Below are 18,890 nucleotides of genomic sequence, written 5' to 3' on the forward strand. Positions count from 1 at the left end.
AGATTGAGTCGGCACGACGCGAGGGCGCGACAAAACAACGTTACCCAACAATCATCACGACGCAGCCTGTCTGCCAGGCAAACATCCGGGCAGCAGGAATGACACGGCATTCCTGCTGCCTTGCAAAGGGGTATGCGCCCCTTTTTACCCCGGATTGAAATTCTTCCCGAGCGAAGCCGGCATGTTGAGCTTGATCCAGTTGGCATTGGTCGAGATCAGCACCAGCACCAGGATGGTGGCAAGATACGGCAGCATCGACAGCAGTTGCGAATCGATAGACACCCCCAGGCCCTGCGCATGGAAGGTCATGATGGTGACGCCGCCGAACAGGTAGGCGCCGATCAGCACGCGCGCCGGACGCCAGGTGGCAAAGGTGGTCAGCGCCAGCGCGATCCAGCCGCGCCCCGCCACCATGCCCTCCACCCACAGGGGCGTGTACACCAATGACAGGAAGGCCCCGGCCAGGCCGCAGCAGGCGCCGCCGAACAGCAGCGCGGCAAGCCGGATGCGGCGCACGTTGTAACCCAGCGCATGCGCCGAGGACGGCGACTCTCCGACGGCGCGCAGCACCAGTCCGGCGCGGGTGCGGTAGAGAAAGACCACGATCCCCGCGCACAGCAGCAGCGACAGATAGACCATCGGATGCTGGCGGAACAGCGCCGTGCCGACGAAGGGAATGTCGGACAGGAAGGGGATGGCGAATTTCGGGTTGTCCAGGCTCTTGCCGACATAGCTGATGCCGATATAGGCTGAAGCACCGCCGCCGAACAGCGACAGCGCCAGGCCGGTCGCATACTGGTTGGTGCCCAGCCAGACCGTCATCAGCGCGAAGAAACCCGCCAGCAGCATGCCGGCCGCCGCGCCGGCGACGAAGCCGAAGGCGACACTCTGCGTATCGACGGCGACCGCAAAGCCGATCACGGCGGCTACCAGCATCATGCCTTCGGCGCCGAGATTGACGACGCCGGATTTTTCATTGATCAGCAGTCCGAGGGCTGCCAGCATCAGCGGTGTGCCGGCGTTGATGGACGCGGCGATCAGTGGCGCATAGGCGTCCATTATTTCCTCCAGCTCAATTTATAGTGGATCAGCACGTCGCAGGCCAGCAGCGAGAACAGCAGGATGCCCTGGAACACGCCGGTGATCGCGTTGGGCATGCCCAGGCGCGACTGCGACAATTCGCCGCCGATGTAGAACAGCGCCATGATGAAGCTCGAGAACACGACGCCGATCGGATGCAGCCGGCCGACATAGGCAACGATGATGGCGGCAAAGCCGTAGCCGGGCGAGACCGTCGGCGTGAGCTGGCCGATCGGCCCGAGCACTTCGGCGGTGCCTGCCAGCCCGGCGAGGCCGCCGCAGACCAGCATCGACGTCCACAGTGCCTTGCGCGAGGAAAATCCCGCATACCGCGCCGCCGCCGGCGCCATGCCGCCGACCTGCAGCCGGTAGCCGGCGAAGCTGCGCGCCAGGAACAGCCAGCCCAGGAGCGATGCGGCCAGCGCCATCACGATGCCAAGGTGCAGCCGCGTGCCGTCGATGATGTTGGGCAGCAGGAAGCCGTCGGAGAGCATGCGCGACTGCGGGAAGTTGAAGCCTTCCGGATCGCGCAGGGCACCGTGCACCAGCATGCTGAGCAGCAGCTGCGCGACGTAGACCAGCATCAGCGAGACCAAGATCTCGTTGGCATTGAACCGGTCGCGCAGGAAGGCGGTGATCGCCGCCCATGCCATGCCGCCCGCCGCGCCGGCCAGCATGATGATGGCGATCATCAGCGCGCCGCCGCCCTCGCCCTGGTCGAAGAAGAGACCGGCCGCGCCGCCGGCGATGGCGCCGACCACCAGCTGCCCTTCGGCGCCGATATTGAAGACATTGGCGCGGAAGCAGATCGCCAGCCCCACCGCCACCAGCAGCAGCGGCGTCACCTTGACGCCGACTTCGGCCCAGCCCTGCAGGTTCTTGATCGGCTCCAGGAAGAACACCGCCAAGCCGGTGACCGGATTCTTGCCGAGCGCAAGGAAGAGCACGATGCCGCACAGGACCGTCAGCAGCACCGCGAAGAGCGGCGACAGCCATGACATCAGCGACGACGGGCTGGGCCGTTTTTCCAGCTTAAGCATTGGCCACCTCCTGCCTTGCAGGCGCCGCGGCATCCCACAGTCCGCTCATCCACTGGCCGATCAGGTCGACCGTGGCATGGGTGGTTTTGATCGAGGGCGACATTTTTCCTTTCGCGATCACGACCAGGCGGTCGGAGATTTCAAACAGTTCATCCAGTTCTTCCGAGACCACCAGCAGCGCGCAGCCGGCATCGCGCAAGGCGACCAGTTCGGCCCGGATCTGCGCCGCCGCGCCGACATCCACGCCCCAGGTGGGCTGGGCCACGATCAGCACCTTCGGATTGCGCATCACTTCGCGGCCGACGATGTATTTCTGCAGGTTGCCGCCGGAGAGGCTGCCGGCGGTCGCCTGCGGCCCGGGCGCCTTGACCTTGAAGCGGCTGATGATGGAAGCGGCAAGGTCATGGAGCGCGCCGAAGCGGATCAGGCCGCGGCTGACGGTCGACGGGTTCTGGTGCGAGAGCAGGATGTTTTGTGCGAGCGAAAGGTCGGGCACCGCGCCGCGGCCGAGTCGCTCCTCCGGTACGAAGCCGAGGCCGCGCTGCCGGCGCCGTGCCGCGTTCATGCGGCCAACCGGCTCATCCTTGAGCAGGATCATGCCCGGCTGCGCGCGCGGGTCTTCGCCCGACAGGGCCGCCAGCAATTCCTGCTGGCCGTTGCCCGAAACGCCCGCGACGCCGACGATTTCTCCGGCATGCAGGTCGAGATTGATGCCGTCCAGTGTCGTTCCGAATGGATGGCTTTTGTCGAGGGAGAGATTGCGCAGGGAAAGCAGGCGTTCGCCGGGCAGGCGGTCGACCGTCCTGATCGCCGGCGGCTCGGCGCCGATCATCATGCGCGACAGGCTCGATGCGGTTTCCTGCCGGGGATCGCAAATGCCGGTCACCTTGCCGGCTCGCATCACGGTGCACTTGTCGCACAGGGCGCGGATCTCGTCGAGCTTGTGGCTGATGTAGAGGATGCTGCAGCCTTCGGACGCCAGCTTGCGCAGCGTCTCGAATAGTCTTTCCACGGCCTGCGGCGTCAGCACCGAAGTCGGTTCGTCGAGGATCAGCAGCTGCGGCCTGGTGAGCAATGCGCGCACGATTTCCACTCGCTGGCATTCGCCAACCGACAGGGTATGGACATGGCGCTGCGGCTCCAGGTCGAGGCCGTACTGGCGCGCGGTGGATTCGATGCGGCGGCTGAGTTCGTCGAGCTTCGTCCCCTTGGGCAGGCCGAGCGCGATGTTTTCCGTCACGGTCAGGGTATCGAACAGCGAGAAATGCTGGAACACCATGGCGATGCCCAGCTTGCGGGCCTCGGCCGGATTGGCGATATTGACCTCCTTGCCATTCCAGTAGACCTTGCCGGCATCGGGCTTGACCGAGCCATAAATGATTTTCATCAGGGTCGACTTGCCGGCGCCGTTCTCGCCGAGGATGGAATGGATTTCCCCCGGTAGAACGTTCAGATCGATGCCGTCATTCGCCACTACGGAGGGGTATCTCTTGGAGATCCCGCTTAGGGTTAGGCGCGTGTCCATGTCTCACTCATTATGCGAGCTGCTAAAAACCATCATGTTAGTAGCTCTCTTATCAATATTTTTATTCTTCACAAAAATTACAGGAAAAAAAGTTTGGTCAATATAGCGGTCCGTGTATGGCTGTTATAGAAACGGCGATATAGGCTGACGGAGTTTGTCTGTATTTCCCATGCTGGTGCGCGTTGGATTCCTCGCGCACCGCTGCGGCGCAGAAGTATAAAGCGATGTATGCACTCATGCTTGCATGCACCGTTTTATCAAGCCAAGCATCCTGGGGATTGCCGTGAGCGGAGCCCGATCGCCGTATTTCGGCCGGCATGGGGGATCATATGTCCAATGCGATATGCAAGATATCGGCCATGCGATATCCCGGACGCATCTTTCTATAGGACATTACTGCTCGCGCTGCAACCGCTTCATGAATGTCCATTTGCGCAAGGATATGATCAGACGCAAGGCCGGCCGCAGGCCGGAATGAAATCCGTCCCGCCTAGACTGTCCGAAACATTGCAAACTGATTAATGGCGTTGCGCGAATGAATGACAACAATGCAACAGCAATACCCACAGGAGAAGACAGATGAGTGTGATGGAGCGGTTCTTTAAGCTGAAGGAACAGGGAACGGACGTCAAGACGGAGCTGCTGGCCGGCCTGACCACCTTCCTCACGATGGCCTACATTATTTTCGTGAACCCTTCCATCCTCGGCGACGCCGGCATGCCCAAGGATGCGGTGTTTGTCGCCACCTGCCTTGCGGCCGCGATCGGCACGCTGATCATGGGGCTGTACGCGAATTATCCGATCGCGCTGGCGCCCGGGATGGGCTTGAATGCCTATTTCGCCTACAGCGTGGTCAAGGGCATGGGCTATACCTGGGAAGCCGCGCTCGGCGCGGTCTGCATTTCCGGCATCCTGTTCCTGATCATCAGCATCCTGCGCATCCGGGAAATGATCGTCAACGGCATTCCGCATTCGATCCGGACGGCGATCACCGCCGGCATCGGGCTGTTCCTCGCCATCATTTCGCTGAAGAACGCCGGCATCATCGCCCCCCATCCGGCCACTTACATCACGCTCGGCAACCTGCATGCGCCGCCGCCGGTGATGGCCATCGTCGGCTTCTTCCTGATTGTCGCCCTCGACCGCATGAAGGTGCGCGGCGCCATCCTGATCGGCATCATCGCCGTGACCGTGCTCAGCTTCTTCTTCGGCGGGAACACCTTCGCTGGCATCGTCTCGGCGCCGCCGTCCATCGATCCGACCCTGTTCAAGCTCGACTTGTCGGCCGCGCTCTCCATCGGCATCCTCAACGTGGTGCTGGTGTTCTTCCTGGTGGAACTGTTCGATGCCACCGGCACGCTGATGGGGGTCGCCAACCGCGCCGGCCTGCTCAAGGATGGCAAGATGGACCGCCTGAACAAGGCCTTGATGGCGGACAGCACCGCCATCGTCGGCGGCGCCTTTCTCGGCACGTCGAGCACCACCGCCTATATCGAAAGCGCTGCCGGCGTGCAGGCCGGCGGCCGCACCGGCTTAACCGCGGTGGCCGTGGCGGTCCTGTTTCTGGCCTGCCTGTTCATCGCACCGCTGGCAGGCGCGGTTCCCGCCTATGCGACCGCGCCGGCACTGTTCTATGTATCCTGCCTGATGCTGCGGGAACTGGCCGACATCGACTGGGACGACACCACGGAAAGCGTGCCCGCGGTCATCACCGCCCTGCTCATGCCCTTTACCTATTCGATCGCCAACGGGGTAGCCTTCGGGTTCATATCCTATGCCGGCCTGAAACTGTTCACCGGGCGCGGCAGACAGGTACCCGTCATCGTCTGGATCATCGCGGCGATCTTTATCTTCCGTTATGTCTATCTCGGTGCAGAATAAAAACGGCATACCCTGCCGCCTGCAAAAGCCGGCCACGTGCCGGCTTTTGTTTTTCGGCATGGAGCTTGCATCCGGCATGGCCTCACATCCCGGGGCAGATGCCTGCAGGGAATGCATTTGTTCTTCAATGTTTTGCTAGGAGGTCAACATGGCTACGTTAACGCATGGCGAAAGACGCCATATTCCCGATCGCCGCAATGGCGGTACGCACATACACGGTTCCAAGCGCATGAAGCCGATTGAATGGATTCCGATGCTGCTGCTGATCGTCGGCGGCATCAACTGGGGCCTGGTGGGCTTGTTCGATATCGACCTGGTGGCGATGATCTTCGGCCCGGGAAGCGGGATTTCCCGCGTGGTCTATGCCCTTGTCGGTCTGTCGGCGCTCTATTCCCTGTATCTGAGCACGCGGATGTCGAGCAGTCACGGATAGCCGCAAGTGAGTAATCCATGCCGGAGCCGGCTTGCGTGCAGTGGGGCGCACCGGTTCCGGCTCTCTCCAGGTTCTCTTCTGCTCTTATTCCAACGCAACTCCGCCGCCCTTGGCGTGGCATACAGGCACGGCGCCCCCTCCACTTCCTTGACCCGCTGCCCTCTATACGCGCGCCGATATACCCGCTATGCGTCGCGCCGAATAATCGCCGGGTCGGGTTCTTGCATGATAAAAGCCGAAACATGCGCGCGCAGAGCGGGCAAAATTTGCCCATACGCTTGTAGTTGGCACAATCCGGCAGGGCAAGCTTGATCATATTGCAGGTTTCGGATACTCAACATCAGCATCCCCTTATAGCCTGACGGACGACCGATGCTAACCTAGCGTTACAAAATCCTGCATTCAATACGCAAAGGCGGAGAGAGCATGTCACAACCCATACGTTTCTTTTATCGCGGTGAAGTCCAGACCATCTCGGATGTGCCGCCGACGCAGACCATCCTGCAGCATGTGCGCGAGCATCATCACTGCACCGGCACCAAGGAAGGTTGCGCCGAGGGTGACTGCGGCGCGTGCACGGTCGTGATCGGCGAACTTAAGGGCGACCGCACGGTGGAACTCAAGTCCGTCAATTCCTGCATCCAGTTCGTTCCGACACTCGATGGCAAGGCCCTGTTCACCGTGGAAGACGTGAAGCAGGCCGATGGCGAACTGCATCCGGTGCAGCAGGCCCTGGTGGAATGCCACGGCTCCCAGTGCGGCTTCTGCACGCCGGGCTTCGTGATGTCGCTTTGGGGTTTGTATCTCAAGCAGGAAGGCAAGTCGTGCGCGCCGCAGCGCAAGGAAATCGACGACACACTGTCCGGCAACCTGTGCCGCTGCACCGGTTACCGTCCGATCATCGACGCCGCCCAGCGCATGCTCGAACTCCCCAAGGTGCAGTTCGACCGCGAAGCGCTGGCCGCTTCGCTGGAGTCCATCCAGCGCAAGGACATGCTGACCTATACCTTCGACGGCCAGTCCTTCCATGTGCCGACCACGCTCGACCAGCTGCTTGCGATCCGCGCGGAAAAACCTTCGGCGACGATCCTGTCTGGCTCCACCGATGTCGGCCTGTGGGTAACCAAGCAGATGCGCCATCTCGGCGACATCATCTACATCAACCAGGTTGCCGAACTGCAGACCCTGGCGGAGAAGGATGGGCAACTGGAAATCGGCGCGGCGGTCACGCTCAACGATGCCTACGCCGCGCTGGCAAGGCACTATCCGCAGGAGTTGTCCGAATTGTGGCAGCGCTTCGCCTCGCTGCCGATCCGCAATGCCGGCACGCTGGGAGGCAATGTCGCCAACGGTTCGCCCATCGGCGATTCGGCGCCATGGCTGATCGCCCTCGGGGCGCAGATCGTGTTGCGCGGCAAGGATGGCCAGCGCAGCATGCCGCTGGAAGCCTTCTATCTCGATTACCAAAAGAAAGACTTGCGTCCGGAGGAGATCGTGGAGGCGGTGCGGGTGCCGCTGCCGCAGGCCGATCGCCGCTTCCGCACCTACAAGCTTGCCAAGCGCTTCGACCAGGATATTTCCGCGGTATGCGCCGCCTTCTGCATCACCCTGGACGGCAGCATGGTGCGGGAAGCCCGCATTGCCTTCGGCGGCATGGCGGCGACCTCGCGCCGCGCACCCAGGGCCGAAGCCGCCCTCAACGGCCGCGAATGGAACGAAGCGGCGCTGGAGGAAGCGGTGGCCGCGCTCGCCCAGGATTACACGCCGCTGTCCGACATGCGCGCCAGCAGCGACTACCGGATGAAGGCTGCGCAGAACCTGCTGCGCCGCTTCTGGTTCGAGACCCGAACCGATGCGCCGCTGTCCGCCGGCGCCGTCAACGCATTTGCCTGCGCCTGAACCACGGGCGAAAGAGAGATCACGATGAACACACAGTCCGAAGCCTTCCTCAAGCAAGACGCCGCCACGACTCCCGCCACCAGCTGGGCGGAAGTCGGCAAGCAGCGGCCGCACGAATCCGCGGTGCTGCATGTGCTGGGCGAAGCCACCTATACCGACGACATTCCCGAACTGCAGGGCACGCTGCATGCGGCGCTCGGCCTGTCGCAGAAGGCGCACGCGAAAGTGCACGGCATCGACCTTGCCGAAGTGAGGAAATCCCGCGGCGTGGTCGCGGTGTACACCGCCAAGGATATTCCGGGCACCAACGACTGCGGCCCCATCATTCATGACGACCCGATCTTTGCAGACGGCCTGGTGCAGTATGTCGGCCAGCCGCTGTTCATCGTGGTGGCCGACACGCACGACAATGCGCGCCGCGCGGCGCGCCTGGCCAAGGTCGACTACGAAGAGCTGCCGGCGATCCTGACACCGCAGGCGGCGCGCGATGCGCAGTCTTTCGTGCTGCCGCCGATGCACCTGGCGCGCGGCGACTTCAAGCGCGCGTTCGAGCAGGCGCCGCATCGCGTCAAGGGCGAGCTGCATGTCGGCGGGCAGGAGCAGTTTTACCTCGAAGGCCAGATTTCCTATGCGGTGCCCAAGGAAGACCGGGGCATGCACGTGTACTGCTCCACCCAGCATCCATCGGAAATGCAGCACGTGGTCGCGCATGCGCTGGGGCTGCACTCGCACAACATCGTGGTGGAATGCCGCCGCATGGGCGGCGGCTTCGGCGGCAAGGAATCGCAGTCGGCGCTGTGGGCGGCGGCGGCCTCGATCAGCGCGGCGCTGCTCAAGCGGCCGGTCAAGCTGCGCGCGGACCGCGATGACGACATGATGGTCACGGGCAAGCGCCACTGCTTCTACTATGAATATGAAATCGGCCACGACGACGAGGGCCGCATTCTCGCCGCCAAGGTGGAAATGGTGTCTCGCGCCGGCTATTCCGCCGACCTGTCGGGACCGGTCGCCACACGCGCGGTGTGCCATTTCGACAATGCCTATTACCTGTCGGACGTGGACATCGTCGCCATGTGCGGCAAGACGCATACCCAGTCGAACACGGCGTTCCGCGGTTTCGGCGGACCGCAGGGCGCGATCGCCATCGAATACATCATCGACGAGATCGCCCGCAATCTGGGCAAGGATGCGCTCGATGTGCGCAAGACCAACTTCTACGGCCGCAACGACGCGGAAGGCCGCAACGTCACGCAGTACGGCCAGAAGGTGGCGGACAACGTCATCCATGAACTGGTGGCGGAACTGGAACAGACCAGCGAATACCGCCAGCGCCGCGCGGACGTGCTGGCCTTCAACGCCGGCAGCCCGGTACTGAAGAAAGGCCTGGCGATCACGCCGGTGAAGTTCGGCATCGCCTTCAACCTCACGCACCTGAACCAGGCCGGCGCGCTGGTGCATGTGTATGTCGACGGCTCGGTGCTGGTCAATCATGGCGGCACCGAAATGGGCCAGGGCATCAATACCAAGGTGGCCCAGGTGGTTGCCCATGAACTCGGACTCGACCTGTCGCGTGTGCGCGTCTCCGCCACCGATACCAGCAAGGTTGCCAATACTTCCGCCACCGCGGCTTCCACCGGCGCCGATCTTAACGGCAAGGCGGCGCAGGATGCGGCGCGCCAGATCCGCGAACGCCTGACCGCTTTCGCGGCGCAGGCTTTCAAGGTCGATCCGTCGAAGATCGAGTTCGCCAATAACCATGTGTACATCGACGGCATCCCGGAGCAATTCCCTTCCCTGATCCGCAAGGCCTACAACGCCCGTATCCAGCTCTGGTCGGACGGTTTCTACGCGACTCCCGGCCTGCACTGGGACGCGGCGACGATGACCGGCAATCCCTTCTTCTACTTCGCCTATGGCGCGGCCGTCGCCGAAGTGGTGGTCGATACCCTGACCGGCGAATGGAAGCTGCTGCGCGCCGACGCGCTGTATGACGCCGGCAATTCACTCAATCCGGCCATCGATATCGGCCAGGTGGAAGGCGCCTTTATCCAGGGCATGGGCTGGCTGACGACCGAGGAATTGTGGTGGAACAAGTCCGGCAAGCTGATGACGCATGCGCCGTCGACCTACAAGATTCCGGGCATTTCCGACTGCCCGGAGGACTTCCGCGTGAGGCTGTTCAAGAACCGGAACGTGTCCGACAGCATTCACCGCTCCAAGGCGGTGGGCGAACCGCCGCTGCTGCTGCCGTTCTCGGTATTCTTTGCGATCCGCGACGCGGTGGCCAGCGTCGGCGGCTACAGGATCAATCCGCCGCTGAACGCCCCCGCGACCAGCGAAGCGATTCTCAATGCGGTGGAAGCGGTACGCGCCGCGCACCACAGCCGCGCCGGCGCGGCTGCGGCCTGAATGCGGAGATGGCAATGATCAACTGGCTGTCAGCGCTCGACAAGCTGCACAGGGAAGACACGCCGGCGGTGCTGGTGACGGTCGCCGCCGTGCAAGGTTCCGGGCCGCGCGAGCCGGGCGCGAAAATGCTGATCACGCGCGATGGACAGTTCGACACCATAGGCGGCGGCCATCTCGAAATGCGGGCCTGCGAAGTGGCGCGCGAGATGCTCGCCGATCCGGCGGGACGTCTTGCCGCGCTGCGGCGGCTGGAGCGTTTTCCGCTCGGTCCCAGCCTTGGCCAATGCTGCGGCGGCGTCGTGCACCTTGCCTTCGAGCGCGTCACTCCCTCTCCGGCATACGGTAGCCTGCTGACCGACCGCTGGAGCAACAGACTGAGCAGCTGGCGCCTGGTGCCGCTGGATGAAGTTCATCCGCCGGCACTGCTGGATGAGCGCGGCCAAGCGCTTTGCTCCGGCCTGCGGATTGCGCCGGCCACGGACTTGTCCCGCCCCTGCCATGTAATGCAGGACGACAGTGGAAAGCGCTGGCTGGTCGATCCCTGCGTGCCTCACCGTCCACACCTGGTCCTGTTCGGCGCCGGCCATGTGGGCGCGGCGATCGTGCGGGCCTTGGCGGAACTGCCCTGTCATGTCACCTGGGTTGACGAGCGCGAAGACATGTTCCCCGTCGATGTTCCTGCCAATGTCAGGATTGAAGCCACCGACATCCCCGAGGCCATCGTCGACGCGGTGCCGGCCGGTTCGTCCTACCTGGTGCTGACGCACAGCCACGCGCTCGACCAGCGCCTGGCGGAAGCCATTCTGCGCCGGTACGATGCCGGCTGGTTCGGCCTCATCGGATCCATGACCAAGCGCATGCAGTTCGAACACCGCTTGCGCGAGCGCGGCATTCCGGCGCAACGGCTGTCCGACATGGTGTGCCCGATCGGCATCCCGGGCATCGCCGGAAAACAGCCGGCGGTGATCGCCGCATCGGTCTGCGCGCAGCTGCTGCAGGTGTGGGAAGCCGAAGAGCAAGCGATGCATGCCGGCCGCCGCGCGCGTAGAGATGCAGCCGAAACAATTTGAATCAAGTACAAGCAAGAGAAAGCAGTCAATGACCACGACCAAAGCATCGCCGTCCTGCCAGGCCTACCGCGCCAGCATCCTTCACTTCACCGCAGATCCGGCCTTTGATGAGAAGGCCTATGCATGGCACGAGGACGGCCTGCTGATTATCAATGACGGCCGCGTTCAGGCCGCGGGCGACTACAGCCGCCTGCGCGACGCGGTGCCCGAAGGCGTGCGGGTGCAGGATTACCGCGGCAAACTGATCGTGCCGGGCTTCATCGATACGCATATCCATTATCCGCAGACCGACATGATCGCTTCGCCGGCACCCGGCCTGCTGCCCTGGCTGGAGACTTATACCTTCCCGACCGAGCGCAAGTTCGCCGACGGCGAGCATGCGCGCGAAGTGGCGAGCTTCTTCCTCGATGAACTGCTGCGCTGCGGCACGACCACGGCCATGGTCTATTGCACGGTGCATCCCTCCTCGGTGAATGCCTTCTTCAACGAAAGCGAAAAGCGCAACCTGCGCATGGTGGCCGGCAAGATCATGATGGACCGCAACTGCCCCGACTTCCTCAGCGATACCGCCGAGAGCGGCGCCCGCGAAAGCGAAGAGCTGATCAACAAGTGGCACAAGCGCGGCCGCCAGCTCTATGCGCTGACGCCGCGTTTCGCGCCGACTTCCACCGAAGCGCAATTGCAGCTGGCCGGCGAACTGGCGCGAGCCTATCCGGACACCTTTCTGCAGACGCATGTGGCGGAGAACACCGACGAGGTGGCCTGGGTCAAGTCGCTGTTTCCGAATTCCCGCAGCTATCTCGACGTCTACGACCATTACGGCATGATGCGGCCGCGCGCGATGTATGCGCATTGCATCTGGCTGGACGATCATGACCGCGCCCGCATGCGCGAGACGCAATCCGCTGCATCCATCTGCCCCACCTCCAACCTATTCCTCGGCAGCGGCCTGTTCGACTTTGCCCGCGCCGACGCCGCCCAGGTGCCGCTGTCGCTGGCCACCGATGTCGGCGGAGGCACGTCGTTCTCCATGCTGCAAACCATGAACGAGGTCTACAAGGTTGCCCGCATGGGCGGAACCTACCTGCCCGCGCTGCGCATGTTCTACATGGCCACGCTGGGCGGCGCGCGCAGCATGCAACTCGAAGGCACCATCGGCAACTTCGCGCCCGGCGTCGAAGCCGATTTCGTGGTGCTCGATCCCGAGGCCACGCCGCTGCTGGCCCGGCGCACCTCGCGCACCGAGAGCCTGGAGGAATTGCTGTTCGCCTTCGCCCTGCTCGGCGACGACCGCGCGATCGCGGCAACCTACAGTGCAGGCAAGCGGGTACATGTACGCGGCGAAAGCCAGCGTGCGGCGGAGGCGGTGGAGGCCTGACCAATCGCCTTACCCATATCCTGAAGCCCGGACTTTGCGCGGACGGCATTCGTCGGTTCCCAGTCCGCGTCGACCTGATGCAAAAAAGCTACAACACCAGTAAGTAGTGCCATTCCTCCATCCGGCATGGAGGAATGATAAGTAGAATGGCTGCCGTAATTAATGCATTAAAGCAATCATGGCGGCGGAGAGAGGCACCGGGTTTCCCGGTTCATAAATCTGCACAAAAAATGGAGATGTCATGCAAGGAAGCAAGCTGAAACAATTGATGGTCGGGGCAACACTTGCCACCGCCGCCGCCGCGCCGGTAATGGCGCAGACCAACGTCACCGTCACCGGACTGGTCGATGTCTATGCGGGAAAAATGCGCAGTGCCGGCGATGCCCGCTCGCGTTCCGTCGTCAACAGCGGCGGCATGACCACCTCCTGGTTCGGTTTCAAGGGTTCCGAAGATCTGGGCGGCGGCCTCAAGGCCAACTTCCTGCTGACCAGCTTCATCCAGGCCGATACCGGTGCGCAGGGCCGCTTCCCCGGCGATACGCTGTGGTCGCGCGACGCCAACGTCGGCCTGTCGGGCGGGTTCGGCGCGGTCTCCCTGGGCCGTGAACTGGCGCCTCACTTCCTGCCGACCATCCTGTTCAATCCCTTCGGCGACTCCTATCAGTTCGCACCGCTGATCCTGCATGCGGACGTGCCGCTGTTCAATGCATCGGGCTGGACCAATTCGGTCGCGGGCGATACCGGCTGGAGCAATTCGATCCGCTACCAGACGCCGAATTTCGGCGGCTTGACCGCGAACGTTCATTACCAGTTCGGCGAGATCGCCGGCAGCACCGGCCGCAACAACATCGGCATCAACGCGCTCTATTTCGCAGGTCCGCTTGCGCTGACCGCGTTCTATCACAATGTCGAGATCAACAACCCGCTCAATGCCCCGGTCGGCAACGTTCAGCCGGCGGGCAATATTCCGCTCGCCTCCGGCCTGTTCGCCGCGCGCCAGACCGCATGGATGGTCGGCGGCAGCTACGACCTGACCGCAGCGAAGCTGTTTGCCACCTATGGGCAGACCTCGCACAACATCGACCTCGACGACAAGACGCTGTCGCTCGGCGCCACCGTGCCGGCAGGTCCGGGCAAGGTGCAGGTGGCATGGGCGCAGACCAAGCGCGAGGGCGTGGCGATCGGCGCCGATGTCAAGCGCACCACCACCGCCGTCGGCTATGATTACGACTTGTCGAAGCGGACGGATGTGTATGCGGTCTACATGAATGATCGCATCACGCGCACCAACAATGGCAACAGCTTCGGCGTTGGCGTGCGCCACCGCTTCTGAAGCGCTCTGCGAACGGATTAGCGTTACGCACCGCCCGGCACTGCCGGGCGTTTTGCTATCAGGACGCGGAAAAAGGAAGGATGTCGGGACAGTGACGGATTCGAACTTGATACATCGCGGCGGCAGCCCTGCCGCCGGCGCAACCAGCCTCGAGGAATGGGAGGTGCGCCGCGACCTCGCCGCCTGTTACCGCCTGTGCGCATTGCGACACTGGGATGACCTGATCTATACCCATATCTCGGCAGCGGTTCCCGGCGAACCCGGACGCTTCCTGATCAATCCCTTCGGCTATCGCTTCGATGAAATCACGGCTTCCAACCTGGTAAAGATTGACCTTCAGGGCAATATCATCGGCGATCATGGTTACCGCATCAATGTCACCGGATTCGCGATTCATGCCGCGGTCCATGCCGCCCGCGAGGATGCGCATTGCGTCATGCATCTTCATAACGTCAATGGCATCGCGGTCGGAGCGCAGGAAGGCGGACTGCTTCCGCTGTCCCAGCATGCCTTGCGTTTCTACGGACAGATCGGCTATCACGGCTACGAAGGCCTGGCCCTTTCTCCCGGCGAACAGCAGCGCCTGGTCGAGCGGCTGGGGCAATATCCCGCCATGCTGCTGCGCAATCACGGCACGCTCACCTGCGGCCGCACGATCGCCGAAGCATTCGTTCTGATGGACACGCTCGACAAGGCCTGCGAAATCCAATGCAAGGCGCTGTCCGGCGCTACCCGCCTTGTCATGCCGGATCCTGAGACCTGCGCCAGGACGCATCGCGAACTGATCGGCGACGGCACGCCGGAAGGCGTGCTGGAATGGCCGGCATTGCTGCGGCAACTCGAACAGTTTTCCCCCACTTACAAGAACTAATCACCTGCAAGGAGTATTCATGCCCACCATCCACGTTGAAATGTTTGAAGGCCGTACCATTGAGCAAAAGCGCGCTTTCGTCAAAGCCGTTACCGAAGCGGCGGTGGCCACGCTGCAATGCAAGCCCGAGTCGGTAGATATCGTCATCCAGGACGTCAAGAAGGAAAACTGGGCTACCGGCGGGAAACTTTGGTCTGACTGAATCTACAGAGTTGCGGGCAAGACAAAGACACGACGACAATTTGTCCCCGTGAAAATGATGATGCATGGGCGCAACCCGGATCGACCAACTTGGCCTTCGCCGGAGATTTCGCATTGCAACGGCAAATTTGTCCATTATCATGAATGCATATAGGAGTCGTCGCCATGAAAACATCTTTGCTTTTCTTGACTGCAATCAGCGCCCTCTGGGCGACGGCAGCCCCCGCGCATGCCGGCGGTAATGTGCAGTGGTCTGTGTCCGTTGGCAACGGCGTACCTGTCTACTCTCCGCCGCCGGTAGTGGTCTACGAACAACCGCAGTTCATCTATGGACCACCGCCATCAGGCTTTCCCGACAGGCCGGTGTACTACCAGTATCAGCCGCCGCCTCCAGTGCATTACGTTGTGCCGGGTCCGGTCTACCAGTCGCCGCAGCCTCACTATCACCAGCACCAGGGGTATGGACATGGCCGCGGCTACGGCCAGGGATATAGCCAGGGGCGTGGCCATGGTCATGGGCAGGGACATAGCAGCCTGCGCCGTTGAGCAGGACTTTGCGTCTCGGTGACGGCACAATGTCATGTTCTTGACGCATGACGAGGACGGGAAGCTCAGCTGATCCGCACTGAACTTCATTAAAAAACCGACCGCTCACTCGGTCGGTTTTTTCATTAAGCCAACCACATTATTAAGCTGGCGGCTCGTTTTCTATTTTCTCCTGGCTTAACAGAACAGGTATTCAAGGCCGAATGTTATGAGAAAGCTACGACATCGCCATGAGGCGTGCTCAAAGCGATTGCATATCTGCACTGTTCAGGATAAGCAAGCATTCGCCTGATGTTCCGAAACTAGATGTCTAAGGTTCCACATCCTTGAAGAAGTTCTTGTTATATTTTTAAATAGTCAAACCGGTTGATTAAGGTTTGATTTAGATTAAGCCGTCTTTAGAACCCAATTTTGGGCGCGAACATGTGCCATCCGCTCTACGTCAGAAACGGACCTGAACAATTCTGACGTGGAGTTTCAAATGAAAAAGAAGGCCTTACCAATCCTGCTGACAGCGATTCTTGCCGCCTGCGGCGGAGACAGCGATGACAATACCGTAGTCAACGCGCAGCCGACAAACCCGGCCCCGGCAAGCTCCACGCCAAGCAGCGCACCTGCACCGACGGCTCAAGATACATCGTCAACACCGTCATCGACCCCAACGTCAACACCGACCACGCCGGCAGCAACTACGCCGACGGCAACACCAACAACCCCTACGACACCTACGGCACCTACGACACCTACAACGCCGTCGGCAACGGTAACGGCGTCTGAAAGCACCTTCCTTTCCGACATTGTGCAAAGCGGGGGAACTACGGTACAGCAATCCCAAGCCGTGCTGCAGCGTTCGACGAATCCTGCTGTTCTCCGGCTTGCACAACTGCTGATCGATAATCACACTCAGCTCAATGCTTCGCTGACACAAATTGCGCAAGCCAACAATGTTACATTGGCCGCAAGTACCGGAACGACCGGCACGGCTACCACTGGAACAGGAACAACTGGAAACGGTACTACTGGTACAAGCGCAAGCGGTACGGGAACAACGGGAACAGGTACCACCGGTACGGGCGCAACCGGTACAGGAACAACGGGGACAGGTACTACCGGTACAGGCGCAACCGGCACCGGAGCCACACCGTCGAGCAACCCCGCCAACACACAAACCAGCGAACAACTTGACCGGATCTACCTGCAGCAAAGCCTGGAATTGCAGCGTCAATACGTGGCCCGGTTCCTGGAACAGGCCAGCGGCGCAACGAATGCGCAGCTGAAGGCGTTTGCCAGGGATGCCCTGCCGCTGCTGCAACTGCAGTTGCTGACTGCCAAGGAGCTTGGCGCTTCCTTTGACCCGGCGGCTTACTTGCGCGGCGCTTATGAAGATGGCCTTGGCGAGATCGCGCTCGCCAATATCGCCCGCGAGAAGGCGCAAAACCCCGCAGTGCGTTCATTTGCGGAAATGATGATCACTCATCACACCGAACTGAACACGAAAATCGCAGCGCTTGCGCAGGCGAAAAGCGTGACGCTTCCGTCTGCCCTGCCTGTCGAGCACGTCATTGCCAGGGACAGCCTCAATCAGTTGACCGGAGTCGACTTCGACAAGGCCTACATGAGCCACAACGTCGTGGTGCACCTTGGCGACGTCGGCGCCACGCAGGTGCAATCGAGCGAAGGGACCGATGCTGAAGTGCGCGCGTTGGCAACGGAGTCCCTGCCCCGACTGCAGGAGCATCTCGAGAGTGCGACCAACAGCTATGCTGCCCTTCCCTCTTCGTTCCTGGCGGCGGCCTATCAGAACAACGTCAGTGAAATCCTGCTGTCGAGCCTGGCCACGACACAGCGTGCGACCAATGAATCTGTTCGTACATTTGCGCAGTCCATGATCCGCGACCATTCGGCCCAGAATACTGTGGTGGCGCAGTTGGCGAGCACGGAAAATATTGTGCTGCCGAACGTGCTCCCGGCCGAGGGCGTTATCGCCTATCGCGTGCTTCTGCCAAAGACTGGCGACGATTTCAACCGTTCCTTCATGGCGGAAAATGTCAGGCTGCATCAAGCGGCGGTTACGCTGTTCACCGACCGCTCGACCAACGAACCTGATGCGGAGCTGCGTACATTTGCCGCATCCAGTCTGCCTGTACTGAACGCTCATCTGCAGGCAGCCACTCAACTCAACAGCAGCCTGCCACCAGCCCCAACCACACCTACCGGCACGACTACCCCAACCACTCCGACTACGCCAACCACACCGGCCGGCACCGGCACTACAGGTACCGATACAACGGGTACCGGAACTACTGGTACTGGCACCACCGGCGCAGGCACAACGGGCACCGGAACGGCCGAAACCGGAACTACAGGTACGGCAGACACTGAGACGACGGGAACTGCGGATACCGGCACAACCGGAAGCACTGGCACTGGCACTGGCACAACCGACGCAAGCACCGATGCTGATGCTGATGCTGATGCCAGCACAACAGGCACGGCAGCAACCGGGCCAGGCACGACAGGCACCAGTACCGCAACGGCCCCTGCCGGCACCTGATTGCCCCCGCGGTCCAGGCGACCTACCTACCCGGTTGACTGGATCGCACGGCATACATCGCGACAGTGTCTGGAGATGCTCGAGTTGTACAGACTTGAGCATCCATCAGGAACACTCTTGATTCAAATAAGATGCGATGCCTGCTGCATCGTGTTTTATTCTGATATTGACGCACATATCGTTGCTGGCTCCCTCTTCAGGAAACAAGTCGGTACTTCGTACATCTCAAGATTGCACTGAAGCTTCTCGTAGAATGCAGCACCAACAACCAACAGCTCCAGATGCTCTAGATGTGATGTTTCAATAGCTTGTTTATGTTCGTTCGGACTGAATTTGGGGAACTAGGAATCGCGAAACGTCCATCGTTCTCAAAGAGCCCAGCCGACTGAACACCCATGAGAATTGCCGACCCATCGTTGTTCGTCGACTTGAAATAGTCACCGCCCTGACATGCCGAGCGATGCGGCACGAGCTTAACCTTGTCCGCGATCCATCGGCATAGCGATTTACTAGCCGCGCAAAGCAAACAGCCCTGCGTCCATGAGGAGGCAGGGCTGATGCGGTAGAACTAGCCTGACGATGACCTACTTTCACACTGGTTGCAGCACTATCATCGGCGCAAAGTCGTTTCACGGTCCTGTTCGGGATGGGAAGGGGTGGGACCAACTCG

Annotated in this window: 14 protein-coding genes and 1 rRNA gene; 11 read left to right on the top strand and 4 right to left on the bottom strand. The window is 61.5% G+C overall.

Going from position 1 to position 18,890, the window contains the following annotated elements; translation table 11 throughout:
• Positions 1–144: 144 nt before the first annotated feature.
• From FH061_RS20100 to FH061_RS20110, 3 genes are read right to left on the bottom strand one after another with little or no spacing between them, the layout of a single operon-like run.
• Complete coding sequence (locus FH061_RS20100; RefSeq protein ID WP_151637612.1) at positions 145–1,059, bottom strand: ABC transporter permease; 915 nt, start codon at positions 1,057–1,059, stop codon at positions 145–147.
• Positions 1,059–2,120, bottom strand: a complete 1,062-nt coding sequence (locus FH061_RS20105; protein ID WP_151637613.1) for an ABC transporter permease — start codon at positions 2,118–2,120, stop codon at positions 1,059–1,061. Before FH061_RS20105 ends, FH061_RS20100 begins: the two co-directional genes overlap by 1 nt.
• Complete coding sequence (locus tag FH061_RS20110) at positions 2,113–3,645, bottom strand: ABC transporter ATP-binding protein (protein WP_151637614.1); 1,533 nt, start codon at positions 3,643–3,645, stop codon at positions 2,113–2,115. Before FH061_RS20110 ends, FH061_RS20105 begins: the two co-directional genes overlap by 8 nt.
• A 579-nt stretch (positions 3,646–4,224) precedes the next feature.
• Here FH061_RS20110 and FH061_RS20115 point away from each other — a divergent pair.
• The 11 genes from FH061_RS20115 to FH061_RS30595 all read left to right on the top strand — a co-directional run bounded on the left by FH061_RS20115 (position 4,225) and on the right by FH061_RS30595 (position 18,220).
• Positions 4,225–5,526: an NCS2 family permease gene (locus FH061_RS20115; RefSeq protein ID WP_151637615.1), complete on the top strand. Its 1,302-nt coding sequence runs from the start codon at positions 4,225–4,227 to the stop codon at positions 5,524–5,526.
• A gap of 148 nt (positions 5,527–5,674) precedes the next feature.
• Entirely contained in the window at positions 5,675–5,959 is a 285-nt protein-coding gene (locus tag FH061_RS20120) for a DUF378 domain-containing protein (protein ID WP_151637616.1), read from the top strand.
• A gap of 426 nt (positions 5,960–6,385) precedes the next feature.
• Positions 6,386–7,858, top strand: coding sequence for a xanthine dehydrogenase small subunit (gene xdhA, locus FH061_RS20125; RefSeq protein WP_151637617.1), 1,473 nt, complete (start codon positions 6,386–6,388; stop codon positions 7,856–7,858).
• 24 nt (positions 7,859–7,882) lie between these two features.
• Entirely contained in the window at positions 7,883–10,267 is a 2,385-nt protein-coding gene (xdhB, locus tag FH061_RS20130; RefSeq protein ID WP_151637618.1) for a xanthine dehydrogenase molybdopterin binding subunit, read from the top strand.
• Between the two features lie 14 nt (positions 10,268–10,281).
• On the top strand, positions 10,282–11,337 hold the full coding sequence (xdhC, locus tag FH061_RS20135; RefSeq protein ID WP_151637619.1) for a xanthine dehydrogenase accessory protein XdhC: 1,056 nt from the start codon (positions 10,282–10,284) through the stop codon (positions 11,335–11,337).
• A gap of 28 nt (positions 11,338–11,365) precedes the next feature.
• Entirely contained in the window at positions 11,366–12,715 is a 1,350-nt protein-coding gene (guaD, locus tag FH061_RS20140) for a guanine deaminase (protein WP_151637620.1), read from the top strand.
• A 241-nt stretch (positions 12,716–12,956) separates the two neighbouring features.
• Complete coding sequence (locus tag FH061_RS20145) at positions 12,957–14,048, top strand: porin (RefSeq protein ID WP_151637621.1); 1,092 nt, start codon at positions 12,957–12,959, stop codon at positions 14,046–14,048.
• 91 nt (positions 14,049–14,139) lie between these two features.
• Entirely contained in the window at positions 14,140–14,919 is a 780-nt protein-coding gene (locus FH061_RS20150) for a class II aldolase/adducin family protein (protein WP_404822487.1), read from the top strand.
• A 19-nt stretch (positions 14,920–14,938) separates the two neighbouring features.
• The gene (locus tag FH061_RS20155; protein WP_151637623.1) at positions 14,939–15,121 is read left to right on the top strand and encodes a 4-oxalocrotonate tautomerase; all 183 of its coding nucleotides are present in this window, start codon (positions 14,939–14,941) and stop codon (positions 15,119–15,121) included.
• A 164-nt stretch (positions 15,122–15,285) separates the two neighbouring features.
• Entirely contained in the window at positions 15,286–15,666 is a 381-nt protein-coding gene (locus tag FH061_RS20160; protein WP_225984753.1) for a hypothetical protein, read from the top strand.
• 481 nt (positions 15,667–16,147) lie between these two features.
• Positions 16,148–18,220 (top strand): DUF4142 domain-containing protein, encoded by a 2,073-nt coding sequence (locus FH061_RS30595; RefSeq protein ID WP_192805155.1) that lies wholly within the window; start codon positions 16,148–16,150, stop codon positions 18,218–18,220.
• 571 nt (positions 18,221–18,791) lie between these two features.
• Here FH061_RS30595 and rrf read toward each other — a convergent pair.
• A 5S ribosomal RNA gene (rrf, locus tag FH061_RS31990) occupies positions 18,792–18,890 on the bottom strand; the annotation flags it as partial.

Origin of the sequence: Noviherbaspirillum aerium (genome assembly GCF_008929045.1) — a bacterium.
Taxonomy (GTDB): domain Bacteria; phylum Pseudomonadota; class Gammaproteobacteria; order Burkholderiales; family Burkholderiaceae_D; genus Noviherbaspirillum; species Noviherbaspirillum aerium.